Source organism: Flavobacterium resistens (assembly GCF_900182645.1).
GTDB classification, from domain to species: Bacteria; Bacteroidota; Bacteroidia; order Flavobacteriales; family Flavobacteriaceae; genus Flavobacterium; species Flavobacterium resistens.
The window spans coordinates 425661-443600 of the sequence record NZ_FXTA01000003.1 but is presented as its reverse complement, the minus strand read 5'-3'; the positions used below and the strand labels follow the sequence as shown (position 1 = coordinate 443600).

Sequence of the window (17940 nt, the reverse complement as noted above, 5' to 3'; positions counted from 1 at the left end):
TATTCCGTTTTTTTTGTGCAAATTCGAGATTTTATATTCTCTTTTTGACGGCCAATTTATTGTTTCATATTTTTTAAAAATCCACTAAAATATAACGTGAATGTGGATAATTTATCCGATCTTACTCTTTAATTTTGAAAGAAAAAGAGCGAACAAAAATCATGAAACAGGCGATTGTAAATGCTGTAGTGCATACAGGTGAAGAAATAATTGAAAATGGTGTAATTGTTATTGAAAACGGAAAAATCATTTCAATACAAAAGGAAATTCCAAACGATATAAAACAAATTGATCTTAAAGGAAATCATATTGCAGCAGGTTTTATTGACATTCAGATTAACGGCGGAGAGCAATATTATTTTAGCCAAACGCCTAATGAAGAAACCATTCAGGATATTTATGATTCCAGTTTGAAATTTGGAACAACGCATGTTTTACCGTGTTTAATTTCGTCTTCAAAAGAAACAATCTTAAAAGGAATTGATGCGATACGTGATTATAAAGCAAAATACAATAATGGAGTTTTGGGAATGCATTTGGAAGGCCCATTTTTAAACCCGTTAAAACGTGGCGCGCACAGTATTGATCAGGTTCGAAAACCAACGAATGAAGAACTTGAAGAAATTATCAAACACGGAAAAGATATTATAAAAGTTATTACAATTGCTCCCGAGTGTTTTACAGAAGAACAACTGAAAATGTTATTAGATAGTGGTATTATCATTTCAGTTGGACATTCTACAATAACTCATAAAGAAGCGCAATTTTATTTTTCGAAAGGTATAAATCTGGTAACGCATTTATTTAATGCGATGACACAATTTGGGCATCGTGAACCGGGTTTGGTTGGGGCAGTTTTTGAAAACGAAAAAGTGTATGCGCCTATTATTTTAGACGGAGCACATTGTGATTATGCAGCAGCAAAAGTGGCTTATAAATTAAAGCAAGAAAAATTCTTTTTAATAAGCGATGCGACATTTTTAGGACGAAAAGTAGCTAATTTTAAATGGGATAATTTTGATGCGCATTTAGAAAATGGTTTTTACAGAAATGAAGATGGAAATTTGGCAGGCGCTACAATTTCGATGAAAGAAGCGGTACAAAATGCTTATAATCATTTGAATGTTTCAGCAGATGAAGCAATAAAAATGGCGAATACCAGAGTGGCTTCAGCAATTGGAATGGAAAATAAAATCGGAAAAATTAAGGCTGGATTTCCTGCGAGTTTCGTGCAGTTTTCTGCAGATTTAAGTGAAATTGAAGTTCTTAATTTCTAAAGCGACAAAAAAAATATTCGCATCATTGACTTAAAAATAGCAGTGATGCGAATAAAATTTTGTTCTAATTAAAATAGAATTACACTTTAAAAATCAATTTCTTTTTATAGAAAATCCACAAAATAAAACACCAGAAAGCCGCGTATAATAAAGCATAAGCTAAGGAAGCGTTTAATGGATTTTCAAACCAAGTAGCAATTCCGTGTTTGTATATTGAAGTTTGAAAGCTGATTTCTTCTCCAGCGATTTCAGGATCAGCAACTTTTATGGCGCTTAAAACCCTCGGGATTATTCCAGAAAAGAAAAATACAATCATTGGATTTACACCCCAAATTAAAAATAGTTTGGTCCATTTATTATAACCTTTTACATCAATTATAAAATATAAAAGCGTCAATAAAATGGTAGCTATTCCTGCAGTATACAAAACATAGGAACTTGTCCAAAGTGATTTGTTAATCGGGAAAATAATATTCCAAAGTAAACCTCCAATTAATAAAACAATTCCTGTGATGGCTGTTTTTTTGACAATTTCAATTTTATCGATTGATAAGTTTAAAAGCTGACCAATGTACATTCCTAAAATTCCAGTTCCAATTGCTGGTAATGTGCTTAAGATTCCTTCAGGATCCCACGTTTTAGAAGATGCCCATAAATGTCCGTTTAAAAGTGTATCGTCAATCCAAGCTGCTAGATTTGTTCCTTTTTCAAAATTAGCAGGACCAAATCCTGGAACAGGTACAAAAGCCATCAATAGCCAATATCCAATTAAGAGCGTCGCTAAAACTAGAAGTTGTGTTTTTAAATTGGTCTTTAAATACAAAATCGAAGTAAAGAAATACACAATTGCAATTCGCTGTAAAACGCCTGGAATTCGGGTATCTTCAAAATGTTCAAGACCGCTAAATGATAATGTAATCAAGATCAAAAAGATTCCTACAGCAAGATACGTTTTGACTTTCATGGAAAAATTTCCTAAAAGGGCATAAGCAACTGCAAAAGCTATAATCAATCGTACTCCCAATAACGGAATTCCTTCTAAACCAAATAAATGTATTCTGCTGAAGACACTTAAAAATAATCCCAAACAAAAAATTCGAAGCGAACGGACTAAGATTTTATTAAAAACACTTCCATCAAAATGTTTTACTGGCATTGCAAACGGAATTGCAGTTCCCATTATGAAAACGAAAAACGGAAAAACTAAATCGGTAGGCGTACAGCCATTCCATTCGGCATGTTCTAAAGGTGGATAGATAGAAGACCAGCTTCCGGGATTATTTACAATTGTCATTAAGAAGATGGTAAATCCTCTAAATACATCTAGTGAGGTTAAACGTTCTTTGGTCATTGGGTTTTGTTTTTTGTGGTTAGTTTTTTTTTTAGAAAAAAGAGGCAAGATGCAAGAAGAAAGATTTTTGAGTTATTTTATCATCGCTTCTTGGATTATTTTTTGAATGTCTTCTCTGATATTTCCTTTGGCTAATTTATTTTCGTCGTTAACTACTTCTGGATAAGTTCTGTTGGAAAGAAATACATAGACAATTTCGGTTTCAGGATCTGCCCAGGCCATGTTTCCTGTAAAACCTGTATGTCCAAAACTTGCTTCAGAAACGCAGTTGCAAGTTGGTCCGCCTTTGTGTACTCTTTTGTCAAATCCTAAACCTCTCAGAACGCCTTGATTTTTATAATAACAAGTATTGAAAGTATCAAAAGTTTGTGGAGAAAAATATTGAATACCTCCGTAATTTCCTTTTTGCAAAAACAGCTGCATCATTTTGGCAACGTCCATACTGTTTGAAAAAATTCCGGCGTGACCCGCTATTCCGCCTTCCATCGCGGCTGCCATATCGTGCACATAACCTTGAATTGCCTGATGTCTGAAATAATTATCAATTTCGGTTGGAGCAATATTGCTTTTATCAAATTTATCCAGCGGATTGTAAAGCGTATTCGTCATTCCTAATGTGCTGTAGAAATTTTCTTTGCTTAAATCTTCCAGTTTTTTATGCGTTTTTCGTTCTAAATATTCTTTTAAAATGATAAAAGTAAAGTCGCTGTATTTGTATTCCTTTTTTTGTGATACCGGACTTTGAGCAATGATTTTCATAATCGTATCGTGATAATCATTTCGAATATAAAGATTGTCGGCAACTTTTGTTGTAAAACCGTTTTCGGCTATTTTTCGATAGTATTTGTCAGAAGGCTGATTGTTATTGTCTAAAGTTGCTTTGTAAAACGGAATCCATGCCTGAAGTCCTGCGTAATGATTTAGCAAATCTTTGAAAATGATATTTTCTTTGTTGGTTTTGGCAAAAAAAGGCAACATATCTTTTAGTTTCGTGTCTAGCGTTACTTTGCTTTTATCATACAATTGCATCACATTTGGCAATGTTGAAATCATTTTTGAAATCGAAGCGACATCATATAAATCAGAATTGGTTACTTTTTTTCCGTTATCGTAAGTCTGCGCTCCATACGATTTCTGAAAAATCACATTTCCTTTTCTTGCAACCAAAACCTGCATTCCCGGCGCCATTTTTCCATCAATTGCTTTTTGTGCAACAGCATCTATTTTGGATAAAATCGCAGGATTCATATCGACATTTTCCGGAGCTGTAAAAGCAAGACGATTTAGTTTTTCGGTAGTTAAACCATCATTGACATGGAAAGCATTATTAATAGAAACGGGAAGTTTACCTTTCGCATCAATCGCTCCAAAAAGCAATTCTGCAGAAACTACCTGACTGATATCTGAGTTTTGATAGGAAACCACCAATCCTTCAATATCCTCAAAATTATCAATTGACAGAAGTGAATATGGTTTTGCGAAAATGTCTAAAATTACTTTATTGTGTTTTGCAACTTCTTTCAGCCAAAGCAGTTCTGTTAAAGTAAATTCTTGTTTTTCCCAGGGTTTGTTCACTTTGTGGTAACTGATAATAACCTTGTCAAATTTTTTCAATTCCTTGTTCAGACTGTCAAGATTGGTGTCTTTAACTTCTGTGATTTCGGTATATTTTTTTAAGGTAGAAACAAAAGTGCTGTTCGTGTCTTCACCAAGTTTTATGTAAGCAATTTTTTCGCTTAAATCTTTTATCGGAAGTATTTCTTTATCATTCTTTAAAACCGTAATTGCATTTTCATACAATTTATAATGTAAAGCATCATTAGCAGAAGGATTTAGATCGTTGTAAATATTCGCCATATCAATTGGCTTGTATTTATTTAATCCTGCTTTGTATTTGTAATGCAAAATCTTTTTTACAGAATGCGCCAAACGTTCTTCTGTAATTACTTTTTCATTGTAAGCGGTTTCCAGTTTTTGAAAAGCAACTGGAACATTATCAGGACAAAGCAAAATATCATTTCCGGCTAAAATCACGGCTATTTCCAAGTCTCCCGGACCTTTAAAATTGGCAGCACCTTTCATTCCTAAACCATCAGTAAAAATCAATCCATCGAAACCTAATTCTTTTTGAAGCAGATTTGTAACGACGTTATATGAAGCCGAAGAAGGACAATTTGGCTGTGATTCTAAACTCGGAATATTAAGATGCGCAACCATGACAGAAACCAAACCTTCATTGAACATTTTTTTGTATGGATATAACTCCACTAAATCAAGACGTTCTTTAGAAAAATTAACGGTAGGCAATGCGTGATGCGAATCGGTAGAAGTGTCGCCGTGTCCAGGGAAATGTTTTCCAGTACAGAAAACACCATTTCCTTGAATTCCCTTCATTAAAGCAATCGCTTTTTCACTTACATTCACTTTATCTTCTCCAAAAGAACGATTTCCAATAATAGGGTTTTTAGGATTTGTATTAATATCCAAAACTGGGGCAAAATTAAAATGAACGCCAATTCGTTTATTTTCGGCTGCCATATTTTTCCCCACTTTTTCAATTAAGCTCAAATCCTGAATCGCGCCCAAAGTCATGTTCCAAGGATAACGATATGTAGAATCTAAACGCATGGCTAATCCCCATTCGGCATCAATTCCAACAAACAAAGGAACTTTTGCTTTTGACTGATATAAATTGGTCAATTTTGCCTGACGAACTGGCCCGCCCTGAAAAAAGATAACACCTCCAACTTTATAATCGGTAACTAATTTATTGATCTGATTAACATGAACGGAATCTTTATTGGAATAAGCCGAAACCATAAACAATTGCCCGATTTTTTCCTGAACCGACATTTTATTGTAAATGCTGTCAACCCAAGCCGTTTCTTTATCGGAATCTTTGAAAAAAGTCTTTTTCTCGCTTTCTTTTTTTTGATCATACACAACGGTATCTTTTAAGGAAATATTTTTTTTTGCATCAATTGTATTCGTGTTTTTTTTGGAAGCACAATTGGTAATTAAAAAAATAAAAGCGGCGTATAGACTTATTTTTAAGATTGAATTTTTCATGTAATTTTTTTTGAAACAATTGAATTTAAACTTAGTTTTCAATTGATTATTCTGGTAATTCGTATGCTGTTTAGAAACTTATTCTGGTAGTACTTCTTGAACTTGTAAAATACAATCCTAAATAGGTAATTAGTCCGTTTAGAACGATTAATTCATTGTCAAAAACATATCCTCCAAATAATGTTTTCGAATTCTCATTAATTAAATACGTGAAAAATGGAGACAATAAACAAATTATCGGAACCAGTTTGTCGTTGACATTTCTTGTTTTTTGGAATAAACCAAAAGCGTATAATCCTAACAATGGACCATAAGTATAAGACGCTACTTTAAAAATCATTCCAACAACAGAACTGTCATTTATCGAATTAAAAATCAAAATGATAAAAAAGATTAAAATCGAAAAACTAATATGAACTAAATGTCTAATTTTTACTGTGTTTTTCTTATGATTGTTTTCTGCTTTGTTCATTCCTAAAAAGTCCACGCAAAAAGAAGTCGTCAAGGCTGTTAAAGCCGAATCTGTAGTGGCAAAAGTGGCAGCAATAATTCCCAATAAAAAGACAATTGCAGGAATTAGTGCTAAATGATTTAAGGCAATTTCAGGAAATAATAAATCGGTTCTTGGTTTTCCTGTCACCAAATCAGTTGGAATTGCGATTCCATTTTTATTCGCATAAATGTATAACAATGCGCCAACACTCAAAAAGAAAATATTGATAACAACAAATATTCCTGTAAAAGTGAACATATTTTTTTGTGCTTCGCCGATGTTTTTACAGCTCAGGTTTTTTTGCATTAAATCCTGATCCAGACCTGTCATTGCAATTGTAACAAACATTCCACCTAAAATTTGTTTTATGAAATGGAATTTACTTCCCATAAAATCATCAAAGAAAAAGATCTTCGAATAATTACTGTTTTTTACTTCTTCAAAAGCGCTGATGGCACTCAAATCCATTCGGTCACAGATAAAATAAATAGTAAGGAAAACTGAAGTTACTAAAAAGAAAGTCTGCAAAGTATCTGTAATAATAATGGTTTTTAAACCACCTCTGTAAGTATAAGAGAAAATAAGTAACAGCGAAATCAAAACCGTGAAAGCAAACGGAATGTGATAGAAATCAAAAACAAAACGCTGCAAAACAATCACTACCAAATAAAGTCGGAACGCTGAGCTAATAGTTCTACTGATTAAGAAAATAGAAGCTGCTGTTTTATAACTGAAAACGCCCATTCGGTGCTCAATATAGCCATAAATAGAAGTCAGATTCATTCTGTAATACAAAGGCAATAATAATTTTGTAATAACAATGAAACCTAGTGCATTACCTAAAACAAACTGAAAATATTTGAATTGTTCACCACTTGCAGCACCAACTTCGCCAGGAACCGATATAAAAGTCACTCCGGAAAGTGCAGTTCCAATCATTCCGAAGGCTACTAAATACCATTTCGAATTTTTATTGGCTGTAAAAAAAGCATCGTTTCCACTGTCTTTCTTACTAACTCTGTGTGAGATATAAAATAATGTTCCGAAATAAACGATAATAAGGATAAGAATGGTACTTGGTGTCATTTTATTTTTGGTTTTTGATTCTTTTATAAAACTATAAAAGATTTTAAATAGTTTTGGTTTTGCTGATTTTATTTTTGAGCCTGTAAAACCGCTCTTACGCTTTTATGCTTATGAAGTAATTCTTCGGCTAAATCATATTCAATTCCAAGTTCTTCTATAATCATTTTGATAGCGCGTTTTACCAGTTTTTCGTTAGAAAGCTGCATATCAACCATTTTGTTGCCTTTTACTTTTCCTAATTTAATCATCACCGAAGTTGAGATCATATTTAGTGTCAGTTTTTGTGCTGTTCCTGATTTCATTCTAGTGCTTCCAGTTAAAAATTCTGGTCCGACAATCAATTCAATTGGATAATCTGCTTCCTGAGCAATAAGTCCGTTGCTAATGCAGGAAATACTTCCTGTTTTGACATTGTGTTCTTTTGCTTTTTTCAAAGCTCCTAAAACATAAGGCGTATTTCCAGAAGCCGCAATTCCAATAATAAAATCTAAACTTGAGATTTCATATTTGGCCAAATCTTTCCAGGCTTGTTCGGTATCATCTTCAGCATTTTCAACCGCTTTTCTGATAGCTGTATCTCCTCCGGCAATAATCCCGATAATCATGTCATGCGGAACGCCAAATGTAGGCGGGCATTCTGATGCATCTAAAATCCCAATTCGTCCTGAAGTTCCTGCTCCGATATAAAATAATCGCCCACCTAATTGCATTTTTTTGACAATCGCCTTAACCAGTTTTTCAATTTTAGGGATTTGCTCCTCAATAATATGTGGTACTTTTTTATCTTCTGTATTAATGTTAGTAAGAAGTTCTTTCACGCTCATTTGATCCAAATCTTTGTACAGAGATTCTTGTTCAGTTTCAGGATTTTTATTTTTCATTTTTCTTTTTTTTTGATTTTTGAAGCCAAAATTCTTCGAATAATTAGCTTCGATATTTTACATTAATGATCTCTATTTATAGAGAAATAGTTTTATTTTTTTGAGGAGATTATGGGATAAAAACTTATTTGTAAATAAGGTATTTTACTCGCATTTTTTTGAAAGTTTCCAAGTCTTTTTTCCAACTTTTTCTGATTTCAGTTTCAGAAATGCCAGTTTCAATTTGCTGTTGTAATTTTTTTGTTCCAGCCAATTTGGTAAAAAAAGCATTAAAGAATTTTGTTTTATCACTCGTATTTTGATACGCTTTAATGAGCCATTTTAGCTCAAGCTGTTTTAATTTTGGATAAGAAGTCAGGTCTTCGCCAAAACATTCTTTTCCATTGTATAAAGGATCTTTCGCACCAAAATTAGGTTTAGGTGTAAAAGTGAAATTCGTTTTGCTTAAATAAGGAGAACCGTAAATTTGAAATTGCGTTTCAGTACCTCGGCCAACACTTACATTTGTTCCTTCAAAAAGACATAAACTTGCATAAAGATTGATTGATTGGTCGTTTGGCAAATTTGGAGATGGCTTTACCAATAAGCTGTAAGGCATTGTACGTTTATAATCCAAACATGGAATAATGGTCAATTTGCATTGAGCACCATCTTTCAGCCATTTTTCGCCGTTTACCATTTGTGCATATTCACCAATTGTCATTCCGTGTAATAATGGAATAGGGTGCATCCCCACAAAACTTGTAAATTCTTTTTCTAAAAGCGGACCGTCAACAATAGAACCATTTGGATTTGGTCGGTCAAAAACAATAAGCGGAACGTTGTTTTCAGCGCAAGCTTCCATTACATAATGCAACGAAGAAATATAAGTATAGAAACGCGCACCTACATCCTGTAAATCAAAAATCATGACATCGATTCCTGATAATTGCGCTGGTTTTGGCTTTTTGTTATCACCGTAAAGTGAAATGATTGACAAGCCGGTTTTAGGATCTTTTCCGTCAACAATGTGTTCACCAGCATCAGCAGTTCCTCTAAATCCGTGTTCAGGAGCAAAAATAGTTTGTATAGCAATTTTTTTCTCTAAAAGAAAATCAACAACATGTGTTTTGTTGGATAAAATTCCGGTTTGATTGGTCACAATTCCAACTTTTTTATCTTTTAAAAGAGGGAGATATTTTTCGTAATTATCAGCCCCGGTCTTGATAACAGCAGCATTGATTTCTTTTGAATTATTAGTTTGAATTGCTGAGGAATAAGTCGGAATAGAAAATAGAAATGCTGCAACAAAAGCGCTTTTTGCTATAAATTTTATCATTTTAAATACAGTTAATAGTTAAGACAAAAATATTGACTAAATAAAATTAAGATATTATTTGGTTGTATGTGGATGTTTTAGGTAGATTGGGGGAAATCTAAAAACTAATTTTGTATAGCCTGAATATTCAGGTTAAAAATTTTATTTGGTCTCTTTTTATCTATCACCATGTGTTTAAAAAAGAGTATTTTTAAAATACTGCCTCTGAAATAACTCAATTCAGAGGCAGTTTTATTATAAGGGGCAAATAGTTTATTTATGAATTCCGAATTACCAGCCTGGGTTTTGTTTCAATGTAACTCCCTGGGCTTTGTATAAGTCAATGTCATTCGTTGGAATGTTCATTAAGTAATGTTTAGCCTCAAAATTTCTAGTACTTGCCGGGTATATTTTCACATAACCATTACCATCGACAACAGTTTGTGAACCAACTGGAGTTCCAATTCTCGCACCAAGATTTACATCAGGATTTTTTGAAGTATCTAAATAATCACCTTTTTTCCAACGATAAATATCAGCTTGTCTTAATGTTGTCCAGCTCATAAATTCGATTTGACGCTCACGACGTACTTCCCAAATCAACGGATTAACAACACCTGAAATTTGCTCTAAAGCAGAAGTTCTTCTTGGATCATTGATTGCTACACCTCCAGCTGAAGCATTAGTTCCATTAGTAGTTAAAGTTGCAATTCCGGCACGAGCACGAACTTTGTTTATCGAGATATCAAGATCATTATTTGTTGCAGTTCCTAATTCAGCACAAGCTTCAGCATAATTTAAATATACTTCACTTAGTGTAAATAATGGAGCATCAGTATAATTACGTCCTCCAGTTGTAACATCTGGACCAGTAGTAGCTGGGTTGTTGTATAATTCAAATACATATCCAGACATTGAAACTAAAGCTGTTGTTCCAAAAGGTTTTCCTTTGTAGCCATAATTAGCAGGATTAACAGTTTTACCAAAACGAGGATCTCTGTTAGTAAAAGTATTTGTAACTGTATTATCGCCAAGATATTGGCTGTTTCCAGCTTGCTGAATTGGTAGTCCGTTTGTAGTTACATAACTGTCTGCTGCCCATTTTGTTAAACCGTACTGAATTGTTGAAGTATTCGTATAGTTTTGTAATGAGTGCATTAATACGTTTGTTAAATAACGTTTTGCAAGAATAACTTCTGTATTTCCAAGCAATTCAACTGAGTTATAAAGACCTTTCCAGTCAGCATTTAATTTATAAGCTGGATTATTCATAATAACTAAAGAAGCCGCTTTAGCTTTGTTTAGGTAAGAGCTTCCGTCCTGACCTAAATGGTATTTTCTATAAGTCCCTTCATAAAGACAAGCGTTGCTTAAAGCAGCATAAGCTGTGTATTTATTAGCTGTAACATTTTTATCATCAGCAGGAAGCATTAAATCAGCAGCTTCTTGTAATTCTGCAATTACTTTGTCCATGATTTCTGCTCTTGGTTTTGCCGGAGCATAAACCTCTGCATCACCTTGTGCTAAATATTTATCTGTATAAGGAACATCACCAAATTTTTGCACTAAACGATAGTAAGTATAAGCTCTGAAAAATTTAGCCACACCAGTGTAATGGTTCTTTTTATCTGGAGACATATTTACAGTAGGTAGTTTTTCAAGCATCAAATTGCAACGACGAATAAGAGTATAATATTCATTCCAAGAATAAGTATTAGTTGTCGCCGCTGTAATTGGCATTTGATAAAAAGTAAAAGCCGATAAGTTGTCATCTACTCTGTAATCACTTCCGTGGTAGTAGAAAAAAGAAAGCCCAATTGTGGTTCCATTTCCGTAGCCATAAAAAGTATCATAGTTAAGCCATGAAAATGTTCTTACATTATCTTCTGATTGCCAGAAGTTGTCGTTTGTAAATTTATCTGCAGGATCATCTTGAAGATAATCTGTACAGCTCACTGCAGTCATTGATGTTGCGGCAACAGCAAATAAAAGCAGAAATCTTGATTTTATATTTGATTTTTTCATTTTAAAAGTTTTGTAAGATTAGGATTAGAAAGAAAGCTCAACACCAAAAGACCATGTTTTAGTATAAGGATAAGCTCTTCCCCAGAAAACTTCAGTTTCATCAATTTCAGGGTCAACAGGAAGACGTTTATCTTTCCATGTTACGATGTTTTCACCTGAAGTATAAAGTCTTACTTTGTCTAACCCAGCTTTTTTCACAATATTTGCTGGTAAAGAATATCCAAGGCTAAAGTTTTTAAGACGGAAGTATGACATATCTAATAAATATCTTGTTTGTGTTACAAAGTTATTCATACCATTTGTGCTTCCTCCAAATGCTGTTGATTCACTACCGTAATAAGGATTAGGAAAATAGGCATCTGTGTTTTCTGGTGTCCAGTAATCAGCTTGGTTTGCATACATCTGTTGTGGTGCACGATAAAAAGGTAAAACAGCATCAGAAGCAGCCCAGTAATCACGTTTACCAACTCCCTGGAAGAAAGCCGAAACATCAAATCCACGATATGTACCACCTAATGTAATTCCGTATTTGTAACGAGGAGTTGAATTACCAATTTTGCTTAAATCTCCATGATCATCTGCAGTTCCTGCTCCACGTGATATAGAACCATCTCCATTTGTATCGATATAATGAACATCACCAGCTCCATATTTAAAATTACCAAGCATTGTTTTAGAATAATCAATACCATTAACCGTTTTACCGTTATTAGTAATTACGTCATCAGCCTGAAGAAGTCTGTCACTTGTAAGACCCCAAATTTGTCCAATTTCATAACCATCATAATAAGTAGATAATAATTTAGAACTGTTGTTCCATTTCGTTACAACTGATTGATAATCTGATAAAGCAACATCAACAAATACCGAAGCATTTTCGCCTAATTGTTTGTTAAAGTTCAAAGAAAGTTCCCATCCTCTTGTTCTCATGTTTCCTGAGTTTGTCTGTGCAGCACTCTGTCCAAATGAACCTGGAAGTGTTATACCTGGAGCTAACATTCCTTTTGTGTCACGTTGGTACCAGTCAAACGAAGCGCCAAGCATGTCAAATATTTTAATATCAATACCTACATCTTTTGTATACACTTTTTCCCATGTTAAAGCTGGATCAACGTTAGTTGGTAAACTCATAGATGGAGGAAGAGTAGAGCCGCTATTTATCCACGAAGGATTTGTAGAGTTTAATAAAGATAAGAAAGCATTGTTTCCTACGTTTTGATTTCCGATTGATCCAATAGAAGCACGTAATTTAAGGTCATTTAACCAAGAACGAGTGCTTTCCATAAATTTCTCATTCACAATTTTGTATCCTACAGAAGCAGAAGGGAAGAAGCCCCATTGTTGGTCTGTCGGGAATTTTGAAGAACCATCATAACGAGCATTTAATTCTACTAAATAAATTCCGTTATAATCGTAATTGATACGTCCAAAGAAACCTGCAATTGAATACGTTGTTTCTGCTGGATTTAAAGAGCTATTTGCAGATCCTGAAACAAATTGTTCACCTACTGCAAGGTTAAATTCTGGTTTTGATTTATCTAAAAGAGTATTTCTTCTTGCATAATTACGAGAGTATTCTTGCCACTCAGAGTTGAAACCTCCTAAGAATTTGAAGTTATGTTTATCCAATTGCTTTTTGTAATTCGCATAAACATTTATAACGTTTGTCGCAGATTCTGATTTTGACTGCCCTACGAAATCATTTCCTGTTTCAAGTGTTGCAGGTACTGCTGTTTGAATTGTTGTCGCATCATATGGCATCGCAGACCAGCTATCCCAAGCCTGGAATTTTCCACCATTTTGTTTTCTGTTCGAATAGTTCGTTACGTTGCTTACTTCAGCAATTACATTGAATGCTTTAGTAATGTCAGCCGTAAATTTTGCACTTAATCTAGTATTGCGGTTAGTGTTTTCATTTCTTGATGCATTAGATAAATATCCTCCTGCAGTACGGAAATTATATCCTCTGTATGTTCCAAAATTTGGAAAATACTGACCCCAACGAAGAGCATATCCAAAATAACCTCCATAACCAGTATCATCAGTACCAGAACCACCATAGTAGTTAAAAGGTTGCTCATAAGAACTGTTGATTGACATTACTTTGAAATCACCAGTAAGCCATTCAGCTAATTTTGTGGTAAATCCTAAGTTAATATTGATACGCTGTTTTTGTTCCTGATTTACTCTTAACATACCTTCTTGGTTGGCAATTGCAAATGAAGCAAAGAAAGAACTCTTATCACCTAAATTTCCTTGTGCAGATAAATTGTGTGTTGTTTGAAGTGCATCTTTTGCATATAATTCTTTGTTTGCGTCCCAAACTCTGTAGAAGTATGGCGTACCATTTTTAATTTCCCAGTCTTCTCCATAAACCATCTCATGACTAGTACGATTATTTGCGTATTTTTCTTTCCAGTTTTTAATTCCTGCAAGTAAAGTGCTATAGTTTTGACCAAAAATCTCCGGAGTAGAGCCATCTGTGCGTGTTCCCGCTGCAATTAACCCCGGAATCTCATCAGTTGGATCTAAAAATTTTAATGTAGAAATAGTATTAACAAAAGCGGTGTTTCCACTGTATGAGAATCTTACTTTTCCTTCGCCAGTTTTTCCACCTTTAGTTGTAATAAGTACCACACCAAAAGCAGCACGAGCTCCGTAGATTGATGCAGAAGCGGCATCTTTAAGTACAGACATCGTTGCAATATCATTTGGATTGATAAGAGACAAATCTGTCGGAACTCCATCAACTAATATTAAAGGAGCATCTGAACCATTAATAGTACCAGCACCACGAATATTGATATTGGCAGCGCGATTAATATTTCCTGAGTTAAAACTAACATTTACACCAGGTGTAGTTCCCTGTAATGCTTTGCTGACATCAGTTAACGGTCTGCTTCCGATTGTTTTTGCAACATCGATATTTGCTACAGCACCCGTTAGGTTTGTTTTTTTCTGAGAAGCAAAACCAACGACAACTACTTCATCTAATTTTGAAGTCGTTTCCGAAAGAGTGACATTTAATTTTTGCTGATTCTCAATTTTAATTAATTGGGTTTCAAACCCCATGTAGCTAAAGCTCAAAGTTCTTCCTGGCGCGATTGAGATGGTGTAGTTTCCATCAAAATCGGTGGTGGTGCCATTAGAAGTTCCTTGAATAACGACAGTGACTCCAGGAATTGGAATTCCGTCCGTTTTGCTTTTTACAGTTCCAGTGATTGTTTTTGCTTGTCCAAATGCTGTTTGAATAAACAAAACCAATAATGAAATAAGAAGTAATTTTTTCATGATTATCTGGTTTTTTTTTAATGGTTGTTGAGCAAATATATTTATTTATTGCATACAAATGCATTATTTAATCATTTTTTTCAAAAATTAACTAAAATAACGCAAAAACACGCAAAAAATCGTATTTAAATTATTCGTAATTAAGACTTGAAATTTAAAATTTGCGTACTGTTGCAGATTGTAAGGAGTTTTCGGATATAAATTGAAATATTTGATATATTTGTCCTGAATTTTAACTTTTCAAAAATATGCTGAAAGCCGAAAGACATAAATACATAATGACAAAGCTAATTGAGGACCAAAAAGTTGTCACAACAGATTTGGCTTTGGCTTTAGATTTGTCTGAAGATACTATTCGTCGAGATTTGAACGAACTTGACAGTAAAAAGCTTTTAGTGAAAGTATATGGCGGAGCGGTTCAGGTGTCGGAAAAATCTGCCAATGTGTTTGATATATATATCGGTGCTGAGGAGGAAAAAACTAAAATTGTTTCAAAAGCATTGTCTTTACTTCGTGATGACCAGGTAATTATAATGAGTGGAGGAAGTACAAATTTGGTTTTTGCAAAGTTAATTCCAGCCGATTTAAAGGCTACTATTTATACTTATAGTCTTCCAATTGCCATGCAATTATCACAGCATCCAAATATAGATTTAATATTTATTGGTGGAAAAATGCAAAAAAACGCAATGGTAACTATTGGTATGGATGTAATTCAGGTTGTGTCCAAAATTAAAGCCGATATTTGCTTTATTGGTGCAAGTAGTATTAATATAAAACAAGGCTTGACGGAAATTGGTTATGAGATTTCAATTGTCAAAAAAGCAATGATAGAAGCTTCTGATAAGGTAGTTTCAATGTTTTCTTCGGATAAATTAAATACTAAAATGGCCCACGGTGTTTGTGATCTTACACAATTGGATACTATAGTTACTGATCTTGATCCTAACGACAGCAGATTGGAAGAATATAGGAAATCTGGAGTACTTATATTGTAATTTTCGTTTTTATATTTCAGTTTTTGCGTTTTTTTGCATGTTTTTAATTTTATTTTGTTAAATAACGCAAAATAATGTAATTGTTCTGTTTTTGTTCTATATATTTGTTAAAACTAAATTTTAACTATATAGATATATTATGAAAACCACTACTTCTTTGGCTTACGACATACCAGGAAAATTTGAAGAAACCCGATTTGAGAAAAATCATAATGTAATCTTTGAAAGTTCTGCTACAGCTTCAAAAAATGTCGCTCAAGAAATAGCTGAATTAATACGTTTAAAACAAAATGCAAATGAATTCTGTGTATTAGGTCTTGCAACAGGTTCTTCTCCTATAAAGGTATATGAGGAATTAGTCAGAATGCACAGAGAAGAAGGATTAAGCTTTAGCAACGTAATCACTTTTAATTTGGATGAATATTATCCAATGAATAAGGAAAACCGCCAAAGTTACCATTACTTCATGCATCAGCATCTTTTTAACCATATTGATATTAAGCCTGAAAATGTCAATATTCCAGACGGTACAGTTGCAATTGATGAATTGAATCAATATTGCATCGACTACGAATTGAAAATTAAAAATGCCGGCGGGCTTGATTTTCAATTATTAGGAATTGGTCGTACAGGTCACGTTGGTTTCAACGAGCCGGGTTCACACATCAATTCAGGAACACGCATCATTACACTGGATCATATTACAAGAGTTGATGCCTCTTCTGATTTCAACGGAATTGACAACGTTCCAAAACGTGCGATCACAATGGGAGTTTCAACCATTATGAAATCAAAGCGAATCGTATTAATGGCTTGGGGACAAAACAAAGCTTCTATTATTAAGAGAACAATTCAAGGCGAAATAAGTTCTGATGTTCCTGCAACATTTCTACAAAATCATCCAAATGCAACTTTTGTATTGGATCAATCTGCAGCTTCTGAGTTGACACGTTTTAAAACGCCTTGGCTTGTTGGAGAATGCATCTGGACAGAAGAATTAAAAAGTAAAGCTATCGTTTGGCTTTGTAAAAAAACGAAACAATCCATCTTAAAACTTACTGATAGAGATTACAATAATAACGGAATGTCTGATCTTTTGGCGCAGGAAGGTTCTGCTTATGATTTGAATATCAATATGTTCAACGTTCTGCAGCACACCATTACAGGATGGCCAGGAGGAAAACCAAATACAGATGATTCGCATCGTCCGGAAAGAGCCAATCCAGCCAAGAAAAGAGTGATTCTTTTCAGTCCGCACCCAGATGATGACGTGATTTCTATGGGAGGAACTTTTTCAAAATTGATCAAACAAGGACATGATGTACACGTCGTATATCAGACTTCTGGAAATATAGCAGTTACTGACGACGAGGCATTGAAGTTCGCTGAAGTTTGCAACGATTTTGCTGGAGAAAATCTTCCAAAAGATATCAACTTCAAATCGGTTATTGAATTTTTGAACAACAAATCAGAAAATCAAATAGATTCTCTTGAAGTTAGAAAACTAAAAGGATTAATCAGAAGGAGAGAATCTTACGCAGCAACAAGATACATCGGCCTAAAAGATGAAAATACACACTTTTTGGATCTTCCGTTTTATGAAACAGGACAGGTAAAAAAGAATCCGTTAGGACCAGAAGATATTGCTATTGTAAAAGAAATCATCGCAAGAATAAAACCGCATCAGGTTTTTGCAGCAGGAGATTTGGCAGATCCGCACGGAACGCATGAAGTATGTCTGAACGCAATTTTTGCAGCCATGAAAGAATTGAAACCAGAAAAATACATGGACGATTGTTGGCTTTGGTTGTACAGAGGAGCTTGGCACGAATGGGATATCCACGAAATTGACATGGCAGTTCCACTTTCTCCATCAGAAGTATTGTTGAAACGTCATGCAATCTTGTATCACCAGTCTCAAAAAGACCGAGTTATGTTCCAAGGAAATGATTCAAGAGAATTCTGGGTTAGAGCCGAAGACCGAAATAAAAACACAGCGATTCTTTACGATAAATTAGGATTAGCAGAATACGAAGCTATCGAGGCTTTCAAACGTTTTGATTATTAATTAGTATGCTTGTATGAAAGAACCTGGCGGGATTTTAAATTCCGTCAGGTTTAAAATTATACAACCAATATCAACTTTTCAAATTAACTTCCAAAAGCAATACA

General features: G+C 34.1%; 10 protein-coding genes. 3 read left to right on the top strand and 7 right to left on the bottom strand.

The genetic code is table 11. The features are described 5' to 3' along the window. Positions 1-161: 161 nt before the first annotated feature. A complete protein-coding gene (nagA, locus tag FN795_RS13280) occupies positions 162-1277 on the top strand; it encodes an N-acetylglucosamine-6-phosphate deacetylase (protein WP_142451042.1) in 1116 nt (371 codons plus the stop codon). A gap of 79 nt (positions 1278-1356) precedes the next feature. Here the strand turns inward: nagA and FN795_RS13275 are convergent, their stop codons facing one another. The 7 genes from FN795_RS13275 to FN795_RS13245 all read right to left on the bottom strand — a co-directional run bounded on the left by FN795_RS13275 (position 1357) and on the right by FN795_RS13245 (position 14770). After that, positions 1357-2628, bottom strand: coding sequence for an acyltransferase family protein (locus tag FN795_RS13275; protein WP_142451041.1), 1272 nt, complete (start codon positions 2626-2628; stop codon positions 1357-1359). A gap of 72 nt (positions 2629-2700) precedes the next feature. Next, a complete protein-coding gene (locus FN795_RS13270) occupies positions 2701-5697 on the bottom strand; it encodes a glycoside hydrolase family 3 N-terminal domain-containing protein (protein WP_142451040.1) in 2997 nt (998 codons plus the stop codon). A gap of 70 nt (positions 5698-5767) precedes the next feature. Continuing rightward, positions 5768-7276 carry a sodium:solute symporter gene (locus FN795_RS13265; RefSeq protein WP_142451039.1) on the bottom strand — a complete coding sequence of 503 codons (1509 nt, stop codon included), beginning with the start codon at positions 7274-7276 and terminating at the stop codon, positions 5768-5770. Positions 7277-7344: 68 nt separating this feature from the next. Next, positions 7345-8157, bottom strand: coding sequence for an N-acetylmuramic acid 6-phosphate etherase (gene murQ / locus FN795_RS13260; protein WP_035647460.1), 813 nt, complete (start codon positions 8155-8157; stop codon positions 7345-7347). 124 nt (positions 8158-8281) lie between these two features. Next, complete coding sequence (locus tag FN795_RS13255) at positions 8282-9475, bottom strand: exo-beta-N-acetylmuramidase NamZ family protein (protein ID WP_142451038.1); 1194 nt, start codon at positions 9473-9475, stop codon at positions 8282-8284. A 270-nt stretch (positions 9476-9745) separates the two neighbouring features. Further along, on the bottom strand, positions 9746-11479 hold the full coding sequence (locus tag FN795_RS13250; RefSeq protein ID WP_142451037.1) for a RagB/SusD family nutrient uptake outer membrane protein: 1734 nt from the start codon (positions 11477-11479) through the stop codon (positions 9746-9748). A 24-nt stretch (positions 11480-11503) separates the two neighbouring features. Further along, positions 11504-14770 carry a SusC/RagA family TonB-linked outer membrane protein gene (locus FN795_RS13245; protein WP_142451036.1) on the bottom strand — a complete coding sequence of 1089 codons (3267 nt, stop codon included), beginning with the start codon at positions 14768-14770 and terminating at the stop codon, positions 11504-11506. Between the two features lie 248 nt (positions 14771-15018). Here FN795_RS13245 and FN795_RS13240 point away from each other — a divergent pair, with 248 nt between their 5' ends. Together FN795_RS13240 and nagB are read left to right on the top strand one after the other, a co-directional pair. Continuing rightward, complete coding sequence (locus FN795_RS13240) at positions 15019-15768, top strand: DeoR/GlpR family DNA-binding transcription regulator (RefSeq protein ID WP_142451035.1); 750 nt, start codon at positions 15019-15021, stop codon at positions 15766-15768. A 139-nt stretch (positions 15769-15907) separates the two neighbouring features. After that, the gene (nagB, locus tag FN795_RS13235; RefSeq protein WP_142451034.1) at positions 15908-17836 is read left to right on the top strand and encodes a glucosamine-6-phosphate deaminase; all 1929 of its coding nucleotides are present in this window, start codon (positions 15908-15910) and stop codon (positions 17834-17836) included. Positions 17837-17940: the final 104 nt, after the last annotated feature.